This is a genomic window from Caenibacillus caldisaponilyticus, from assembly GCF_002003465.1.
In the GTDB taxonomy this organism is placed as follows: domain Bacteria; phylum Bacillota; class Bacilli; order Bacillales; family Sporolactobacillaceae; genus Caenibacillus; species Caenibacillus caldisaponilyticus.
In genome coordinates, this window is record NZ_BDDQ01000062.1 from 1 (window position 1) to 17,818 (window position 17,818).

Annotated in this window: 18 protein-coding genes and 1 pseudogene; all 19 read right to left on the bottom strand. The window is 53.8% G+C overall.

Annotated features, from left to right (window positions below; all coding sequences use genetic code 11):
- Positions 1-342: transposase (locus tag CCB157_RS14625; protein ID WP_193432308.1), on the bottom strand; the 342-nt coding region annotated here is incomplete at its 3' end.
- Between the two features lie 569 nt (positions 343-911).
- The gene (gene spo0A / locus CCB157_RS14630; RefSeq protein ID WP_077616616.1) at positions 912-1,703 is read right to left on the bottom strand and encodes a sporulation transcription factor Spo0A; all 792 of its coding nucleotides are present in this window, start codon (positions 1,701-1,703) and stop codon (positions 912-914) included.
- 417 nt (positions 1,704-2,120) lie between these two features.
- Positions 2,121-3,419, bottom strand: a complete 1,299-nt coding sequence (gene spoIVB / locus CCB157_RS14635; RefSeq protein ID WP_077616617.1) for a SpoIVB peptidase — start codon at positions 3,417-3,419, stop codon at positions 2,121-2,123.
- 123 nt (positions 3,420-3,542) lie between these two features.
- Positions 3,543-5,237 carry a DNA repair protein RecN gene (recN, locus tag CCB157_RS14640; protein WP_077616632.1) on the bottom strand — a complete coding sequence of 565 codons (1,695 nt, stop codon included), beginning with the start codon at positions 5,235-5,237 and terminating at the stop codon, positions 3,543-3,545.
- A 195-nt stretch (positions 5,238-5,432) separates the two neighbouring features.
- The gene (locus CCB157_RS14645) at positions 5,433-6,254 is read right to left on the bottom strand and encodes a TlyA family RNA methyltransferase (RefSeq protein WP_077616618.1); all 822 of its coding nucleotides are present in this window, start codon (positions 6,252-6,254) and stop codon (positions 5,433-5,435) included.
- A pseudogene (dxs, locus tag CCB157_RS14650) lies at positions 6,251-8,154 on the bottom strand (1-deoxy-D-xylulose-5-phosphate synthase). Before dxs ends, CCB157_RS14645 begins: the two are co-directional and overlap by 4 nt.
- A gap of 15 nt (positions 8,155-8,169) precedes the next feature.
- Positions 8,170-8,778, bottom strand: a complete 609-nt coding sequence (locus CCB157_RS14655; protein WP_077616619.1) for a CNNM metal transporter family protein — start codon at positions 8,776-8,778, stop codon at positions 8,170-8,172.
- Between the two features lie 712 nt (positions 8,779-9,490).
- Positions 9,491-9,748, bottom strand: a complete 258-nt coding sequence (locus tag CCB157_RS14660) for a hypothetical protein (protein WP_077616620.1) — start codon at positions 9,746-9,748, stop codon at positions 9,491-9,493.
- 85 nt (positions 9,749-9,833) lie between these two features.
- A complete protein-coding gene (locus CCB157_RS14665) occupies positions 9,834-10,715 on the bottom strand; it encodes a polyprenyl synthetase family protein (protein ID WP_077616621.1) in 882 nt (293 codons plus the stop codon).
- On the bottom strand, positions 10,715-10,978 hold the full coding sequence (gene xseB / locus CCB157_RS14670) for an exodeoxyribonuclease VII small subunit (RefSeq protein WP_077616622.1): 264 nt from the start codon (positions 10,976-10,978) through the stop codon (positions 10,715-10,717). Before xseB ends, CCB157_RS14665 begins: the two co-directional genes overlap by 1 nt.
- Positions 10,938-12,323, bottom strand: coding sequence for an exodeoxyribonuclease VII large subunit (gene xseA / locus CCB157_RS14675; protein WP_077616623.1), 1,386 nt, complete (start codon positions 12,321-12,323; stop codon positions 10,938-10,940). The genes xseB and xseA overlap by 41 nt, the downstream gene beginning before the upstream one ends.
- Positions 12,324-12,369: 46 nt before the next feature.
- Entirely contained in the window at positions 12,370-13,227 is an 858-nt protein-coding gene (gene folD, locus CCB157_RS14680; protein ID WP_077616624.1) for a bifunctional methylenetetrahydrofolate dehydrogenase/methenyltetrahydrofolate cyclohydrolase FolD, read from the bottom strand.
- A gap of 13 nt (positions 13,228-13,240) precedes the next feature.
- Positions 13,241-13,639, bottom strand: coding sequence for a transcription antitermination factor NusB (nusB, locus tag CCB157_RS14685; RefSeq protein WP_077616625.1), 399 nt, complete (start codon positions 13,637-13,639; stop codon positions 13,241-13,243).
- Positions 13,640-13,795: 156 nt separating this feature from the next.
- On the bottom strand, positions 13,796-14,182 hold the full coding sequence (locus CCB157_RS14690; RefSeq protein WP_077616633.1) for an Asp23/Gls24 family envelope stress response protein: 387 nt from the start codon (positions 14,180-14,182) through the stop codon (positions 13,796-13,798).
- 63 nt (positions 14,183-14,245) lie between these two features.
- Entirely contained in the window at positions 14,246-15,598 is a 1,353-nt protein-coding gene (accC, locus tag CCB157_RS14695; protein WP_077616626.1) for an acetyl-CoA carboxylase biotin carboxylase subunit, read from the bottom strand.
- 10 nt (positions 15,599-15,608) lie between these two features.
- A complete protein-coding gene (gene accB, locus CCB157_RS14700) occupies positions 15,609-16,103 on the bottom strand; it encodes an acetyl-CoA carboxylase biotin carboxyl carrier protein (RefSeq protein WP_077616627.1) in 495 nt (164 codons plus the stop codon).
- A gap of 239 nt (positions 16,104-16,342) precedes the next feature.
- Positions 16,343-16,882, bottom strand: a complete 540-nt coding sequence (locus CCB157_RS14710; protein ID WP_158077341.1) for a SpoIIIAH-like family protein — start codon at positions 16,880-16,882, stop codon at positions 16,343-16,345.
- Complete coding sequence (spoIIIAG, locus tag CCB157_RS14715; RefSeq protein ID WP_077616630.1) at positions 16,882-17,532, bottom strand: stage III sporulation protein AG; 651 nt, start codon at positions 17,530-17,532, stop codon at positions 16,882-16,884. Before spoIIIAG ends, CCB157_RS14710 begins: the two co-directional genes overlap by 1 nt.
- On the bottom strand, positions 17,533-17,818 hold a 286-nt coding region (locus tag CCB157_RS14720), incomplete at its 5' end, for a stage III sporulation protein AF (protein ID WP_143287080.1).

The following is a 17,818-nucleotide window of genomic DNA, read 5'->3' on the forward strand; positions in this document are numbered from 1 at the left end:
GATAAACTTGCCAATTTCCCGTGTACTCATGCCACTTTGATACATCCTAATGATTGCTTCCTCCAGCCAGCCCGTGTGCCGTTGGTAAGGGGCAAACAACTGTGTTTGAAATTCCCCGTTTCGGTCTCTTGGAACCAAAAGACCCTCAATCCGGCCATATTGCGTATCTAGATTTCGCTGATAGTAGCCGTTTCTCATATTCGGTGTTCCAGCCTGTTCGATTTCGAGGAAATTTTTCATTTCTTCCCGCATAATCAGCTCTAATTTTTCTTTCACAAATTGACGAATAACACTTTCCAGTTGATTTGCCCAGTCGACATTCGGTATACTTCTTTTAGACATAGGTAGGGTACTCCTTTCTCTGGAATGTTTTTCGTCCAATCAGAGAATACCCTACCTTTTTTCTTTTGGTCTAGTAAAATGCTTTACACAAACTTTTATACATCATCTGTTCATGGGAATAAATTAATATATCTTCCCATTGAATACGTATTAAAACGCATCATTCATTACAAGGTGGCTATTTTGATGATACAATAAAGATCAATGTCTATATTCAGATATATTCCTGTATCCTGCAACAGCAGGTAATGAATTTGTTTCTGTATCCAAATTGACTAAGCAACAATTAAATTCCTTTTTGCTAAGTGCCATTTTTTTGCTTCCTTTTACGTCATTTAACCAGGGCTTCAATTGACTATTTTCATACGATCTTTATGCGCATAAACGTTTCATCATAAGTAATTTCTTTATTTATAAAATGAAGGGCTGACGCAAAAGTCACCGATGACCTTAGGTCAGCCCAAAAGATCGCTCTAAAAATCAATATTCATTGACTTTTAAAAGAAATTCACTTCATTATTCCGATTGGTAAAGCCCTAATACCTTATGTAAGAAGGGCTTAACAATCATCACCCGGCCTTATTTTCAATTCTCAATTTGTCGGCGACCATAGCAATAAATTCGGAATTCGTTGGTTTGGCTTTGGACATGCTGACCGTGTAGCCGAAGAGATTGGAGATGGACTCGATGTTGCCGCGGCTCCAAGCGACTTCGATGGCATGGCGGATCGCCCGTTCCACGCGGCTCGAGGTCGTTTTATATTTCTTCGCGATATCCGGATAAAGCACTTTGGTGATCGAGCCGAGCAGTTCGATGTCGTTATAGACCATCGCGATCGCTTCGCGCAAATACAAATAGCCTTTGATGTGGGCGGGCACGCCGATCTCATGGATGATGCTCGTGATGCTGGCGTCTAGATTTTTCACCTTTTTCGCGGTCGCCACGCTCGACGGACCGCTGCGCGCGACGTTATACGCGGGCGTTTTCTTGCCGTACACCTGCCGGATGTTGTTGACCAAGCTTTCCATGTCAAACGGTTTGAGGATAAAATAGGAAACCCCCAGTTCCACGGCCTTCTTCGTCACATCTTCCTGGCCGAAAGCGGTCAACATGATGACGTTGGGGTTTGGATATTCCTGATTTTGCCGGATTTGTTCCAAAACGCCCAAGCCGTCCAGATGCGGCATGATGATATCGAGAACGAGGACATCGGGATTCGTCTCTTTGATGACGGTCAAGCAATCCCGACCGTTGTGCGCCGTTGCGACGACTTCGATGTCGTCGGTTTGTTCAATGTATTCTTCGATCAATTTGATGAGTTCCTGATTGTCATCAGTCAGGCAGACTTTGATTTTCTCCAATTGCCGTTTTCCTCCCCTTTAATGGTTTCATTTCCATTAATTATTGTTCGACAACAAGATAAAAATCCCTCTCTCCATTAGACCTTTTATGCGTTTTTTTTGTTTTTCATGCGTATTCGCAAATTTCCTTCAAAAATTCCGGTCATCAGGCTCGATTCGACAAAATCTCGCTGATCCTGCCCGTCAACCGGCGACAAGAGGCGCCAGGCGAATCGACACAAACGCTCTCTCTTATGTATATTTCGACAACCGCCTGGCCGACATTCGGATTTTTTGTTGAAAGATATTCCCGGCCACCGAAAATGATGTTCATACGTGGCCGCGAACGTTGCATTTTGAACATGGCGGACGGCACAAGAACGTCGATTACCCATCCGTTGCATTGAAAAAAGAAAGAAGCGATAGCGCTTCTTTCCTTTAACTCGCTTTTTTCTCGCGATGGTGTTGATAAATATCGATGCCCGCTTCTTTTAACATCCATTCGATGTGTACGCCATACCCGCTCGTCGGGTCATTGACAAAAACGTGGGTGACCGCGCCGATGAGCTTGCCATCTTGGATGATCGGGCTGCCGCTCATTCCTTGAACGATGCCGCCGGTCGCCCTCAACAGCCTGGGATCGGTGATCTTGATGACCAATCCTTTCGTCGCTGGATATTTTTGCGGAACGGAGCTCATGATTTTAATATCAAAGGCTTCGACACGGTTTCCATTTAAAACCGTTAAAATTTTTGCCGGGCCTTCTTTGACTTCATTGGACAAGGCGATCGGGAGCGCGCGGTCGGCAATATCATTTCGGATATTGCGGTTTAAAGAACCGAAAATGCCGAACGGCGTGTTCTTCTTCACGGAACCGATCGGCCGTTCATCGGCGGGAAACGTCGCAATTTTTTCGCCGGGGTGGCCGTTCGATCCTTTATCGATCGCGGTGACTGAGGAACGGACGATCTCGCCGTCGTGCACCTGGATCGGCTGTTTCGTATCCACATCGGAGATGACGTGCCCTAATGCTCCGTATTTGCGGGATTTCGGGTCATAAAACGTCATCGTGCCGATGCCGGCTGCCGAATCACGAATATAAAGGCCGATGCGGTATTTATTGTCTTTTTTGTCCTTCACGGGCTTGAGCGTCTTTCGCAACGTCTGATCGTTGCGGACGATCGAAACGTGCAGCGGCTGGCCGTCCGCTCCGGCGTCATTGACCAACGCCTTGACGTCTGACATGTCCTCGACTTTTTGTCCGTTAATGGACGTAATGATATCGCCGACTTTGATTCCGGCGTCTTCACCGGGCGATCTCTCCCCGTTTTGACCGGCGACCAAATGGTAGCCGACGACCAAAACGCCGATGGAATTCAATTTGACCCCAATCGATTCACCGCCGGGAACTAAACGGATGACGGGCAACACATCGACCGCCACCTCTTTAACCGGCATGTTGCCGATGGATACCATCATTTTCGACGATCCGGTTTTTTTTCCCGTCAATTGGACGTGTTGGGCATCACCAGATACTTCCAAAGCGTGAGGATCGATGGGGGCGATTTTCATGAAGCTCGGCATTCGGGATGAAAGCTCGGATGGTTCGTTTTTAAAAAGGGTCCATTGCCGCGGGAAGTCAAAGATTTCGCGAACCGGTTGGAGAAATCCCAGGCTTATTAAGAAGCCAAGGAGAAACAAACCAATCGTACGTCTTATGAGCTCCGACTTTTTCATGATTCACTCTCCTTGCTCCTAACCCACACCTTTTGCGTGTGCATTTATAAGTTTGCCGCTCGGGGGCAAAATTATAACTATGCACAAAGAAAATGCTATCCAAGGGTGGATAGCAGGAGCAAGTCATCTTTTTATTTCCTCGGCCAGCTGAATGAGCTCCTTTGCGTGTTGTTTCGTGAGCTCGGTCATTTCCACGCCGGAAATCATGCGGGCGATCTCCGCGACTTTTTCGTCGTCATTCAGGACTTGAACATGGGTGACGGTCCGCCGATCCTTTTCCACTTTGGAAATGTAGAGATGATGATCGGCCATCGCCGCGACTTGCGGCAAATGCGTGATGCAAAAGACTTGCGACGACTTGGACAGTTGGTATATTTTTTCGGCCATCGCTTGGGCCACGCGGCCGCCGACGCCGGTGTCGACTTCGTCAAAGATGATCGACGTCACCCCGGTAAAGGCTTTAAAATGCGATTTGATGGCGAGCATAATGCGGCTCATTTCGCCGCCGGATGCGACGCGGGCCAGCGGTTTGAACGGCTCGCCCACATTGGTGGAAATGAAAAACTCCACGCGGTCGCGGCCGTCACGGTTAAATGCCGCCAAATCGTCCGCCGCGGCCGTTTCGATACCGATGTCAAAGCGCGCTTTTTCCATATATAAATCGGCGAGTTCGCGGTTGACCGCTTCCGCCATGCGTTTGGCGATTTTTTTGCGCAGCGCGGTCAGACGGTCGGATGCTTCAATGAGCGCTTGGAAACGCTTCTCGTATTCGGCGGCCAGATCATCGGCGGTTTCCCCGCGATGCGTCAATTCCTCATATTCCTTGCGGGCGGAATCATAGTAGGCCAGCACGTCGTCCAGCGTCTTGCCGTATTTGCGCTTAAGCCGGGCAATCTCGTCCAGCCGGGCTTCCACCGCGTTCAAGCGGTCCGCGTCGAATTCCATGAATTCCAAGCGATCCCGCAAGCGGTGCGCCTGCTCTTCGATGATGTAAAAACAGTCGTCAATGGCCGCCGCCATTTCTTCGATTTCTCCGTCCAGCGCCCGCACCGTTTCCAATTCGGCACCGGCCGCACGAAGCCAGTCCAATCCTTTTTGTTCGCCGTTCAAAGCCTCATACGCCCGGCTCAACGCTTCGAAAATTTTTTCGAAATTGACGAGCTGCGTCCGCTCTTCAAGCAGCCGGTCTTCTTCGCCCGGCTGGAGAGAGGCGCTTTCGATTTCTTTAATTTGATACTGCAAAATATCGAGGCGCCGGGCGATCTCTTCTTCATTGGCGTTTAAACGTTCGAGATGGCGGGAGATTTCCAAGACATCGCCGTAAATTTTACGGTAGGCTTCCTTCGCCTTCTCCATTTCTTCGTCGCCAAACCGGTCAAGCATGCGGATGTGCTTCTCGGGTTGCATAAGTTCTTGGTGTTCGTGCTGCCCGTGAATGTCAATGAGATGGCGCCCGATGTCCCGCAAATTGCCGAGCGTGATCAAGCGGCCGTTCGCCCGGCACACGCTTTTTCCGTTTTTGGAAATTTGCCGGCGCAACACGAGCAAGCCGTCTTTGCTTTCGATGCCGATCGCCTCCAATTCCCGGCGGCAAGCGTCGTTGTCCGCAATGTCAAAGAGCGCTTCGATTTCCGCTTTATCGGCGCCGTGCCGCACGTAGTCGGAAGAGGCGCGCCCGCCGACGAGCAACGAGATGGCATCGATGATGATCGATTTCCCCGCGCCGGTCTCGCCGGTAAACACCGTGAGGCCGTCCTCGAAAGACAGGTTCAGTTTGTCGATGATGGCAAAATTTTCGACCCTTAGTTCGACGAGCATCCCTTTCATTCACCTCTCAATCCCGCAAGCCGTCAAGGTTATCTCCATTGTTCACCGAAATCGCGCGCCGCGTCAACCGCCATTCCGACGGCCGCGCGCTGCGCTGTCCGGACGTCTCCGCGTTTCATTATAAATGGGGAACATATATTCTGCAATCACCTTAAAAAAAGAAGAACCCCACGGGCTCTTCTTGATTCAAGACTCTATCAATGCGGCATGCGCCCGTTCCACCGTTTTTTCCACGGCGCCTGCCGGCAACCGGCATTCCGCTTGGTCGGATGCCGGCCGCGCTTTCAGCAACGCCAAAAATTCAATGTTGCCGTCGCCGCCCGTAATCGGCGAAAAATCGAGCGCGAGGACATCAAAACCCGTTTCCACGGCAAACGCGAGAATTTCCTTCAAAACCTTGACGTGGATTTTGGCCTCTCGGACGATGCCGTTTTTTCCGACGTCTTCGCGCCCCGCTTCGAACTGCGGCTTAATCAAGACGACGGCTTCGCCCTCCGGGACGAGCACCTGTTTTAATACCGGCAAAATGAGCTTCAACGAGATGAAGGAGACGTCCACGGTCGCCGCTTCGGGCAAACCGTGCACAAAATCCTCCGGCTTGGAATAGCGGAAGTTGGTCCGTTCCATGACGACGACGCGCTCGTCGTTTCGGAGCGACCACGCCAATTGGTTATAGCCGACATCCAGCGCGTAGACGAGCCGCGCCCCGTTTTGCAAGGCGCAATCGGTGAACCCGCCGGTCGAAGCGCCGACGTCGAGCATGATTTTATCGTGGACAGAAAACGGAAAAACCTTTAACGCCTTTTCCAATTTCAGCCCGCCGCGCCCGACATAGGGAAGCGGATTGCCTTTCACCCGCAGCGGAGCGTCCTCGGGCAGCTTGGTGCCCGGCTTGTCGATGCGCTCTTCCCCTTGGTAAACGAGCCCGGCCATCACCGCGCGCCGCGCCTTTTCGCGCGTTTCAAACAGCCCTTTTTTCACGAGCAGAACGTCGACGCGCTCTTTCATGCGTGATACGCCTTTTTATGGGTTTGTGCGACCAGGAGTTTGCGGGCGTTGAGCGCGATGTTGTCGGCCGTCAAACCGATTTCTTTCAGCAATTCCTTGACGCTGCCGTGCTCGATAAACCGGTCGGGAATGCCCATGCACGCGATGCGCAAATCATAATAGCCCCGCTCTTGGAAAAATTCCAAGACGCCGCTGCCGAAGCCGCCTTTTAATGCACTTTCCTCCGCGGTGAGGATCGGCATGCCCCGGTCGCCGAGATCCAACAGCATGTCTTCGTCCATCGGTTTGATAAAACGGGCGTTGATGACTTTCGCCGAGATGCCTTCGCTGCGCAATTTGTTCGCCGCATCAAGCGCCGCCTGAAGGAGCGGGCCAAAGGACAGAATCGCGATGTCGTCCCCTTCGCGAAGCACTTCCCACGTGCCGATCGGTATTTCCTTCAACTCGTCGTCCATCTTGACGCCGAGCCCGTTGCGCGCGCGCAACCGGACGGCGATCGGGCCGTCATCATATTTCAGCGCGGTGTACACCATGTGGCGAAGTTCGTTTTCGTCCTTGCCCATCATGATGGTCATGTTCGGCAACCCCCGCAGGAAGCCGACATCAAAGACGCCCTGGTGCGTTTCGCCGTCCGCCCCGACGAGCCCCGCGCGATCGACCGCAAAGACGACATTGAGATTTTGCCGGGCCACGTCGTGGACGACTTGGTCATAAGCCCTTTGCAAAAACGTCGAATAGATGGAAACGACCGGCTTCATGCCTTGCGTCGCCAGGCCCGCCGCCATGGTCACGGCGTGTTGTTCGGCGATGCCGACATCAAACAGGCGGTCGGGAAAGGCTTTTTGGAAACCTTCCAGCTTGGAGCCGACGACCATCGCCGGCGTGATGACGACGATGCGTTCATCTTTTTCGGCCAGCTTCGTCAGCGTGTCGCCGACGACTTTGCTGTAAGAAGGCGGGGCATCGACGGGTTTGATAAACGCGCCGGATTCGATTTTATACGGTCCCGGGCCGTGCCACGTTCCGACGTCGTCGCTTCCGCCGGCCGGTAGCCTTTGCCTTTTTGCGTCAAAACGTGGACGAGCACCGGCCCTTTCGTCTTTTTCGCATAGTTCACATGCGCAATCAAATCTTCGAAATTGTGGCCGTCGACCGGTCCGAGATATTTGATGCCCAATTCTTCGAAAAAGATGCCGGAGACGAGCAAATATTTAAAGGCGTCTTTCAGCCGTTCCGCCGTCGCCGCAATTCGGCCGCCGAATGCCGGAATCTTTTTCATAAGGTATTCAATGTCTTCTTTGACGCGCTGATATTTGCCCGCCGTGCGCAATCGGCCGAGCATGTTGTGCAAGGCCCCGACGTTCGGCGCGATGGACATTTTGTTGTCGTTCAATATGATGATCAGGTCTTTCTTTTCATGGCCGATATGGTTCAGCGCTTCCAAGGCCATGCCTCCGGTCAAGGCGCCGTCGCCGATGATGGCGACGATGTCGCCGTCTTCGCCTTTCAAATCGCGGGCGATGGCCATGCCCATGGCCGCGGAAAGCGATGTGGAACTGTGGCCCGTTTCCCAGACATCGTGTTCGCTCTCGCTCCGCTTTGGAAACCCGCTAAGCCCTTTGTATTGGCGGAGCCGGTCGAATTGCCCGGCCCGGCCGGTCAAGATTTTATGGACATACGATTGATGACCGACGTCCCAGATCAATTTATCCTTCGGGCTGTCAAACAGCCGGTGCAAAACGAGCGTCAATTCGACGACGCCGAGGTTCGGTGCCAAGTGGCCGCCCGTCACCGACAATTTTTCGATCAAAAAGCGGCGGATGTCAGAAGCGAGCGCTTTCATCTCATCAATGGACATCGTTTTCAGGAATTCAGGATTTTTGATTGAGGCCAAATCCACTCATGATCACTCACCTTATGGATGATTCATTTCGGCGGGCAGTCGTTTTTTGTTCGCATCGATGATTTTGATATGCAGTCTTTCCTCAAAAAAAAGAATTAAACGGCCGACGCGGAAAACGATTTCCGTCGCGTAACGAATGGCCAGCGTTTTGCCCAGCGCTTTGCCTCCGACCGTCAACGCCGCGATGACGCTCGTAAATAATACCGAAATCGCCGTGTGGAGCGTTGTGCCTTCTTCGTGCCCGAGCCGCAGAGCCAGTTCCATGACGACGACCGCCGCCGCCGTGCCGCTGACGATGCCCGAAATGTCGCCGATGACATCGTTGCAAAAATTCGAGACGCGGTCGGCATGGCGCACGATGTAAATGGCTTGCCGCGCCCCTTTCACCTTTTTCGAGGCCATGGCATGAAAAGGCTTCTCATCGGTCGCCGTCGAAGCCACTCCTATTATATCAAATATAATGCCTATAATGACGATGATAAGGACGATCAGCATGCCGAACGCCCAGCTCAGCCCGCCGAGAAGGGCATTCGACGTGATCGAAAAAAGAGCCGCTAAGAGGAGGGTGACTAGTGCGATGCTGACACTCCATTTTAGCGACTTCCGAATAGGACTTTTCATGTAATGATCTTGTCCCCTGTAATGGTATGTATTGAGAGATAAGGTGGTCATTTGAAGAGTAAACGTTGCGGCTTAAGGTCCAGTAGGTTTTCCCGCAAGGCTACCCAAACGTCGCCGTTCGGGCCGTTTCCATTTAAAGCCTTGCCAACGCCGTCGCCGGTCGTTGAACTGGATCGCCACTTAGTCCGCACTATAATCCTCTTCAAATGTCTTTTCGAACAGTCTAGGAGTTTTCCTCGACAGTCGCTGCCATTTCCTAGCCTCTTTTGCAGGCTTGATTTCATACGGCCCGGACGGCCGCCCGTTGGCCGGCGGACAGCCGCCCATCAACCGTAATCCCCTCAAGACCCACTCAAGGCAGGCTACGCTGCCCGGGAACCCCCGACGGGCCCCGCGGCAGGTTTTCCCCTGTGTGCTTGCCGGCACATCAGGGTCTCCGCGGGCGCAGGGTCATCGCCCACATGCCATTGTGGATCGCCCTACGCCCTTTACTCCCAGAATCGACCCAAGGCTGGGCGCCCCAAGCCGAAACCAGGAACTTCATCGATGTGCCCTTTGGCGGATTTTTAGGCCCGCCTTCAGAAATGGAGGACTGACTAGAATACTGCACCACCTTATCGTTCTGTAATCCATCATACCATAGGATTGGGCGATGCTCAATGGAAATAAACGCCGCCGGACACATGAAGCGGGTGAACGCCGGATACAGCGTTCACCCGCTTTGAAACCTTCTGCCGTTGCGATCGTTAACGCGATGAGAAGCGCCGTCCGCACGGAAGCGAAAGGCCGAGCCCGAGGCGTCGACGTGGTCATCGTCTGCATCCGCCAAAAACGCCTCGTCATCCCAAACGACCTCTTCCGGATCCGTAGTCGGACGCCGCATTTCAGCTTCGACGACCTCATGGATCTCCGTGGTATCGAAGCCCTGTTCTTTCATGCGGTAAATCCGGCCGCGCAACTTTTTGCCCATATTCATCCTCCTTGACGATTCTTAATCGACAAGTGTGACTAATCATAGTGTAGACCGAAAAGGCAAAAAGTATCATGAAAACGCGTTAACGTTCTCTTATTATTATATAACGGGTGAGGGCGGCAAGCACGTCGGATGAAACGTTCGCCGCTTCCAAAGCCGCCAAAGCCGATTGGTAATGGCGCTCAAGCTCCCGCTTGGCCCCTTCGACGGTTAAAAGTCCGGGGTAAGTGTTTTTGTGCCTTTCCGCGTCGCCTCCGACCCGCTTGCCGATCACCGCTTCTTCGCCTTCAATGTCCAGCAGATCGTCCTTGATCTGGAAAGCGATCCCGAGGTGTCGGGCAAAGGCCGCCAACTTTCGGCGAACGTCCGCATCGGCCTCGGCGATGATCGCGCCGGCTTCCACCGCATACTCCAACAGGCGGCCGGTTTTGCGCAAGTGAATGTGCTCCAAAGCGCGAATATCCAACGTTTTTCCTTCCGCGTCGATGTCGTCCATCTGTCCGCCGACCATGCCTTCCGGACCGGCGGCGCGCGCCAGTTTTCCGACGAGAGCGATCTTTTGCTCGTCGTTCAGGCCGGGCGCTTCGGCGAGGCATTGAAAGGCGAGCGTCAACAACGCGTCGCCGGCGAGGATCGCGGTGGCCTCCCCGTAGCGCTTGTGATTCGTCGGCAGGCCGCGCCGCAAATCGTCGTCATCCATGGCCGGGAGATCGTCATGAATGAGGGAATACGTATGAAGCATTTCAAGGCTCAAACCGGGGGCCATCGCTTTATCGAAAGCGCCGCCGCACGCCTCCGTGACCGCGATCAACAAGATCGGCCGCAAGCGCTTGCCTCCCGCTTTAATGGAATAAAGCATGGATTCCTTCAGCTTTTCCGTGATGTCCAGCGCGCTGATAAAGGCGACGAGGCGCTCGTCCACCCGTTTTTTATATTCTGTCAAAAAGGAATGGATGTCGACCATTAGGCGCCGTCTTCCCTTTCCAATTGAAACGGGCGGAGCGTCCCGTCTTCCCCGAGAATCCGATCCATTTGGTCTTCGACCTTCTGCAGTTTCTGATGGCATTTCTTTGAAAGGGCGACCCCTTTTTGAAACAATTCGATGGCCTCTTCGAGCGGGACATCGTTTTCCTCCAGGCGCTTGACGATCCGTTCCAGCTCGTTCATCGCCGCTTCGAACGTTTCATCATCCGGTTGTTGCATCGTTTCTTCCGGCTTGTCCGTCATTTTTATCACCTTCCTTCACATCCAATACCCGGCAAAATAACCAACCGTCTTTCACGCGGACGTCCAGCGGATCGCCGGCGCTGACGGTCTTTACGGAATGGACGAGCGCGCCGCTTTTATACGGAAGGGCGTAGCCCCGCTCCATGATGCCGAGCGGGCTGAGGGCGTTCAATTGCCCGATGGCGCTCTGCATGCGGGCGCGCCGCCGCTCCAATTGCACGCTCATCGCCCTGGTCAGACGTTCATGCAACGCCGCGTGGTCCTTTTGCAAGCGCAGCGTCCGCTCGCGCGGGTGGTGCTTGGATAACAACCTGCCGGCATGGTCGATTTGCTGCCTGCGCTCGCGGACGTGCCGCGTCATCGCGGCCGTCAGCCGCTCGAGGGCGCGGTCCAAATCCTGCTCTTTCTGCCGCAGGATTTGGCGCGGCTGGCGGAAGGCATAAGATTCGTCGAAACGGCGAAGCCGCTCTTTTTCCTTTTCAATCCGCCGTTTGACCGCCGAGACGAGACGGGCGGTTCGTTCATTCAAACGCGCTTCGACATCGCTCCGATTCGGGACGACGAGCTCCCCGGCGGCCGTCGGCGTCGCCGCCCGCAAATCCGCGACGAAATCGGCAATCGTAAAATCGGTTTCATGGCCGACGGCGGAGATGACGGGAAGTTCCGAAGCAAAAATTTCGCGGGCAACGATCTCTTCATTAAACGCCCACAATTCCTCAATGGATCCGCCCCCGCGGCCGACAATGAGCACATCGACGACGCGATCTTCATTCGCCCGCCGGATCGCCTGGGCGATGGACGGGGCGGCATTGGCCCCTTGGACGAGCACCGGATAAACCGTAATCTGAGCGGCGGGAAACCGCCTTTTAATGGTCGTGAACAGATCGCGGATCGCCGCGCCGGTCGGCGACGTGATGATGCCGATGTTGCGCGGGAACGCCGGGAGTGGTTTTTTCTTCGCGGGATCGAACAAGCCTTCTTTTTCCAGCTTCTTCTTTAATGCTTCGAAGGCCAAATATAGATTGCCGACGCCGTCTTGTAGCATTTCTTTTATGTAAAACTGATATTGCCCGTAAGGTTCATACACGGAGACGTCGCCGCGCACGTACACCTTCATGCCGTCTTCCGGCTCGAACGAGAGCCAGCGGTTATCCTGGGCAAACATCACCGCCGCAATGCGGGCGTTGGCGTCCTTCAGCGTCATGTACATGTGCCCGCGGCTGTGCTTTTTAAAATTGGAAATTTCCGCGCGCAACCAAAGATCCTGCAGATGGCGGTTGGCATCGAACATCTTTTTGATGTAACGGGTCAGCGCGGTGACGCTGATGGCACGTCGTTCCTCCATGATCATCCGTCCTTAAAAGGATATTGCTTGATGCGCGTTCACACCTCTAGAGGAGACCGCGCCGCTTTTTGGCGGCTTTGATGGTGTTGGCGAGCAGCATCGTAATCGTCATCGGGCCGACGCCGCCCGGCACGGGGGTAAGGTAGGCAGCCTTCTCCTTCACTTCCTCGAAGCGGACGTCGCCGACGAGACGGCCGTCTTCGGTGCGGTTGACGCCGACGTCGATGACGGCCGCGCCTTCTTTAACGTCATCGGCACCGATGAGCCCCGCCCGTCCGGCGGCGACGATGAGGATATCCGCCGTTCGCGTGAAAGTCGAAAGATCGGGCGTCTTCGAATGGCAGTAAGTCACCGTCGCGTTTTCTTTTAATAAAAGCAAGCCGACGGGTTTGCCAACGATGTTGCTGCGGCCGACGACGACGGCGTGTTTGCCTTCGATCGCGATGTCTTTTGCCTTCAGCAGTTGGATGATGCCTTGCGGCGTGCACGAAATCAATGCTTCTTCGCCGGCGACCATGCGCCCGATGTTGATCGGATGAAAACCGTCGACGTCTTTGTCGGGGCGAATCGTCTCGATCACTTTTTGTTCCGAAATGTGCGGAGGGAGCGGCAGTTGCACAAGGATGCCATCGATTTCCTCGTCCGCGTTACACTGTTCGATAACCTCCAGCAATTCCGCCTCCTGCATGGAAGCGGGAAACCGTTTTAATTCGGAGCGCAGCCCCACTTCCGCACATCCCTTGATTTTCCCTTTAATATAGGAAAGTGAGGCGGGATCATCACCGACCATAATCACCGTCAAACAGGGAACCACGCCTTTGGATTTCAGTTCATCCGCTTCGACTTTTAATCGGGCCCGCCATTCTTTTGCCGTTTGTTTTCCGCTGATGATTTCCGCCGTCATGCGAGTTCCTCCTCTATTTTGCCAAACCTTCCGCCGCCGCGATTTTGGCGAGCACGCCGTTCGTGAAGCGATGGGAATCGTCATCGCCGAATGTCTTGGCCAGTTCGATGGCTTCGTTTAGAGTCACTTTGACGGGAATATCGTCAAAATATAAAAGTTCGCAGACCGCGAGACGCAGGATGGCTTTATCGACATTGGCCAAGCGGTCAAAAGTCCAGTTGATCAAATATTTTTTGATCGTTTCGTCGATGCGGTCGAGATGTTCGGCCGTTGTCTTGACAAGTTGTTCCAAAAAACCGTCGGACCGGCCGCCTTCCGTTACGTTCGCGAGCGCCTCTTCAGCGCCGACAGCGCCGACGTCCATTTGAAACAACGCTTGTATCGCTTTTTCTCGTGCTTGTCTCCGATTCATATAGCGTCTCCCTCCCCCTTCCGTCCGCAGCCTGCGGCCGTATCAAAACCGTACGGTTCGGCCGCTCATTCGCGTGATGAAAATCGTGCGGATTTTAGATTTTCGGCGTGTCCGCCCGAAATCGAAAAAAAATCAAAGGGAGGAGATCCCTTTGATTCAGCTGTAAACGTCCGCCTCTTCCCGCTCGGCATTATCAAACGCGATGCCGACGACGTGCACGTTGATGGCGTTGGCCTCAAGCCCGGTCATCGTTCGCAGCGCTTGCGCAATGTTTTCTTGCACATTGCGGCCGACCTCCGGAATGGAAACGCCGAAGGCCATGTGCAATTGGACATCGATCGTAATCCCGTCGTCATTGAGATCCACTTTTACGCCTTTGCCGTAATTTTTGCGGCCAATGCGCTCGGCGACTCCAGTGGCGAAACCGCCGTGCATGGACGCCACGCCGCTCACCTCGGAAGCCGCCAGCCCGGCGATGACTTCAATGACTTCCGGCGAGATTTCGACCGTGCCGAGGTCGCCGGCGTCATCCATTTCAAACATTTCGCCGTGTTCCACGCCGTCAAAATGTTGCTTGTCTTCCAAATCAGCCACCTCCTTGAGGATCTAATCCTCCTCGGTAATCGGGTACAGCTCAAGGAATTTCGTATTGAAGTCCCCTTTGACAAAAACGGGGTGGTCAAAAAGTTTTAAATGGAACGGGATCGTCGTGTGAATGCCGTCGATGACCGTCTCCCCGAGGGCGCGTTTCATCTTCGCAATCGCTTCCTCGCGCGTCTTTCCGTGAACGATGATCTTCGCCACCATGGAATCATAATACGGCGGGATGGTGTATCCGGGATACACGGCGGAATCGACGCGCACGCCCGGACCTCCCGGCGGCAAGTACATCGTCACTTTTCCGGGGGAAGGCATAAAGTTCTTCCACGGGTTTTCGGCGTTGATGCGGCATTCGATCGCCCAGCCGTCGAAGGTGACGTCTTCCTGCTTCAGGCTCAGCTTTTCACCGGAAGCGATGCGGATTTGTTCCTTTACCAAGTCGATCCCGGTCACATATTCGGTAACAGGATGCTCCACTTGGATGCGCGTATTCATCTCCATGAAATAAAAGTTGCCTTCGGAGTCATAGATAAACTCCACCGTGCCGGCCCCGGTGTATTGAACGGCCTTGGCCGCTTTGACGGCCGCTTCCCCCATCTCTCGGCGTTTTTCCGGAGTCAAGGCCGGAGACGGGCATTCTTCCACGAGTTTTTGCAAACGCCGTTGGATCGAGCAGTCCCGTTCGCCGAGGTGAATGGTATTGCCGTAGTTGTCGGCCAACACTTGAATTTCCACGTGGCGGAAATTCTCGATATATTTTTCCAAATAGACGCCAGGATTGCCGAAAGCGGTGGCCGCTTCCCTTTGCGTAATCGCGATGCCCTTCCTCAACTCTTCTTCATTGCGGGCCACGCGAATGCCTTTCCCGCCGCCGCCGGCCGTCGCTTTGATGATAACGGGATAGCCGATCGATTCGGCGACCTGAATCGCCTCTTCAACGGATTCCACGACCCCGTCGGAGCCCGGAACGACCGGAACGCCGGCCGCTTTCATCGTGCTTTTGGCGACGTCCTTAATCCCCATTTTACTGATCGCCTCGGGGCTCGGGCCGACAAAGGTGATGTGGCATTCCCCGCACAATTCGGCAAAGTCGGCGTTTTCGGCAAGAAAGCCGTACCCGGGATGGATCGCGTCGACGCCGGTCAAGGTGGCGACGCTCATGATGCTCGACATGTTGAGGTAGCTCTCCGATGAAGCCGTCGGGCCGATGCAATAAGCTTCATCGGCCATTTGGACGTGAAGCGCGTCGCGGTCGGCTTCGGAATAGATCGCGACCGTTTCGATGCCCAATTCTTTGCAGGCTCGGATGATACGAACGGCGATTTCACCGCGGTTGGCAACTAACAATTTTTTGATCATACTGCATCCCCTATTCGGTCTTGACTAAGAAAAGCGGTTGTCCGTATTCGACCAATTGGCCGTTTTCGGCGAGCACCTCGACGATCTCGCCTTTGACATCGGCTTCGATTTCGTTGAAGAGCTTCATCGCCTCAACGATGCAGACGACGGTATCCTTGTCCACTTTTGAGCCGACTTTCACGAACGGTTCGGCATCGGGGCTCGGCGCCCTGTAGAATGTGCCGACCATCGGCGAGACGATCTTATGTAATTTTTCATCCTCAGCCGGCGCGGCTTCGCTTTTCTCGCCGCCCGCGTCGCTCGCCGGCAGCGGTTGGGCGGAAGCGGGCGCGGGCGCCGGAGCAGGGCTCGGCGCGGGCGCCGCAGCAGGCTGCGCGACGACCGCCGTCGCGCCGGCGTTCTTTTTCATGACGATCTTTGAGCCGTCGAATTCATATTCAAATTCATCGATCGACGAGCCGTCGATCAATTTGATCAGTTCTCTAATCTCTTGTATCTTCAACAACTTCTGCACTCCTTTTTCTTAAATACAGATCGATAGGCATTTGCTACAAGTATAACATAAGATCCAATATCATGTATTCACTCATCATTATAGATCATAAACGTTTGAGCGGAAAAGGTTTAACGGCAAGGAAAACCGGCCCCGCGTTTGCCAGCGGAGCGATCGGGGCCGGAAAACCATGGGTTTCGGGCAAGAAAAAAGACCGTTGCCCAACCACAACAGTCATCGCTTTGACGATTTTATCCCTTTGACTTTTCATAAGTGACGCGGACGTTATCCGTGCCGAGCTCTTTATATACCATGGCGATGATTTCGTTGACTTGCTTATTCGATAGGCTGTCGGCTTTCACGTAGACGTTGACGTCCGAGCTCGTCTCGCTCGCGGCGACGACGGCGTCTTCATAGCCTTTCGACATGATCATGTCTTCCAATATTTTTTCTTTGTTTGCAAGGGCGTTGATCGCCTGAATTTGGTCGTAAGCCTTGCTCACCGCTTGAGCGTCGCTGCCTTTATCCGTCATTTCGGCTTGCAGTTTCTTTTCAAGATCATGACGGGATTCGTCGCGCTGGAGGCGGTATTCGGCGAAGCGATCTTCCGGCGCCACGGTCGAGGTCAGGCCGTTCTCTTTTTTCGCCGACGATTTTTCGTCTTTATTGTTCGTCAGCAGGCCGGCTTGATCGGCAGGCGCCCCACCGGGCGACGTCACGTAATAGACGGATAGAACGACGATCAAGCTCAACATCGTCAACAACCATACGGTCTGTTTTTTCAAAACCATCATGAACCCTCCTTCTGTTTTCCCGGCACAACAACCACTCTATAAGATGGGATATCCAACACCGAACTGGCGGCGTCGATGACCCACGACTTGACCGTCGGGTTTTGCACGCCGTCCGCGACGATCACCACCCCGCGAATGATCGGGCTTTTTCGCGTCACGATGATCGGTCCTTTATTGTTTGCGTCCACGATGACGGTTTTTTCGTCGCGACTGGTTTCGCTCTGATCGCGCGTCCCTCCGCTATGATCCTCTTCGGACGTACGGCTCTGATCGGTTTTGGCGTCCTTTTCATAAACATTTTGCGCGTCCGTCTCCAAAGTGATCATCACATCCACGTCGGAAACGCCCATGATTTTCCCGAGGATTTCTTTCAAGCTTTCCTCATAATAGACGGCGTATTCTTGCATGCTGTCAAAGGTTTTTTTCTCATGAGACTTGAACGCGGCGACATCTTCGGACACCGACGCCGGTTTCGCCGACCGCGCCGATGATGCCGGCGAATCATGCGTTTTCGCTCCAAAGATATGGCTGAGCACCATGAGGCCGATCCCCAGGATGAGCAAGATGAACAAGGTCTTCAGCGATGAGGATTTTTTTGCGGTTTTATTCCCGTTAATAAGTCGGTCCAACAAGTCCCGCGGTGACACTTAGCCCCGGCCTCCTTCTTCGCTGCGGACGGCAATGCGTTCGGGCCGAACACCCCACGTCTTCGCCAAAAAATTCCGGACATCCTCCATGCGTTGTGCAGCGCCCGGTTCCTCGGAAGCATCGGAGTCCTTTGATACGTTGACGCGAACAGCTTCTATGGGTTGCACCGCCTCAAACGTCTTTTCCGAATCGGACTTCGCTTGTCCGAGCACAACCGCGACTTTCTTCACAGGATCTTCGGGGTGGTCRTCCACCGTCACGTCGATCGACACGATGGTGTAGTGA

What these genes read in the sequence shown, in the direction of transcription:
- spoIVB (WP_077616617.1), bottom strand. Translation starts at nt 3,419, where the DNA reads ATGAAAAAGTCGGAGCTCATAAGACGTACGATTGGTTTGTTTCTCCTT.
- recN (WP_077616632.1), bottom strand. Translation starts at nt 5,237, where the DNA reads ATGCTCGTCGAACTAAGGGTCGAAAATTTTGCCATCATCGACAAACTG.
- CCB157_RS14645 (WP_077616618.1), bottom strand. Translation starts at nt 6,254, where the DNA reads ATGAAAGAGCGCGTCGACGTTCTGCTCGTGAAAAAAGGGCTGTTTGAA.
- CCB157_RS14655 (WP_077616619.1), bottom strand. Translation starts at nt 8,778, where the DNA reads ATGAAAAGTCCTATTCGGAAGTCGCTAAAATGGAGTGTCAGCATCGCA.
- CCB157_RS14660 (WP_077616620.1), bottom strand. Translation starts at nt 9,748, where the DNA reads ATGGGCAAAAAGTTGCGCGGCCGGATTTACCGCATGAAAGAACAGGGC.
- CCB157_RS14665 (WP_077616621.1), bottom strand. Translation starts at nt 10,715, where the DNA reads ATGGTCGACATCCATTCCTTTTTGACAGAATATAAAAAACGGGTGGAC.
- xseB (WP_077616622.1), bottom strand. Translation starts at nt 10,978, where the DNA reads ATGACGGACAAGCCGGAAGAAACGATGCAACAACCGGATGATGAAACG.
- xseA (WP_077616623.1), bottom strand. Translation starts at nt 12,323, where the DNA reads ATGGAGGAACGACGTGCCATCAGCGTCACCGCGCTGACCCGTTACATC.
- folD (WP_077616624.1), bottom strand. Translation starts at nt 13,227, where the DNA reads ATGACGGCGGAAATCATCAGCGGAAAACAAACGGCAAAAGAATGGCGG.
- nusB (WP_077616625.1), bottom strand. Translation starts at nt 13,639, where the DNA reads ATGAATCGGAGACAAGCACGAGAAAAAGCGATACAAGCGTTGTTTCAA.
- CCB157_RS14690 (WP_077616633.1), bottom strand. Translation starts at nt 14,182, where the DNA reads ATGTTTGAAATGGATGACGCCGGCGACCTCGGCACGGTCGAAATCTCG.
- accC (WP_077616626.1), bottom strand. Translation starts at nt 15,598, where the DNA reads ATGATCAAAAAATTGTTAGTTGCCAACCGCGGTGAAATCGCCGTTCGT.
- CCB157_RS14710 (WP_158077341.1), bottom strand. Translation starts at nt 16,882, where the DNA reads ATGGTTTTGAAAAAACAGACCGTATGGTTGTTGACGATGTTGAGCTTG.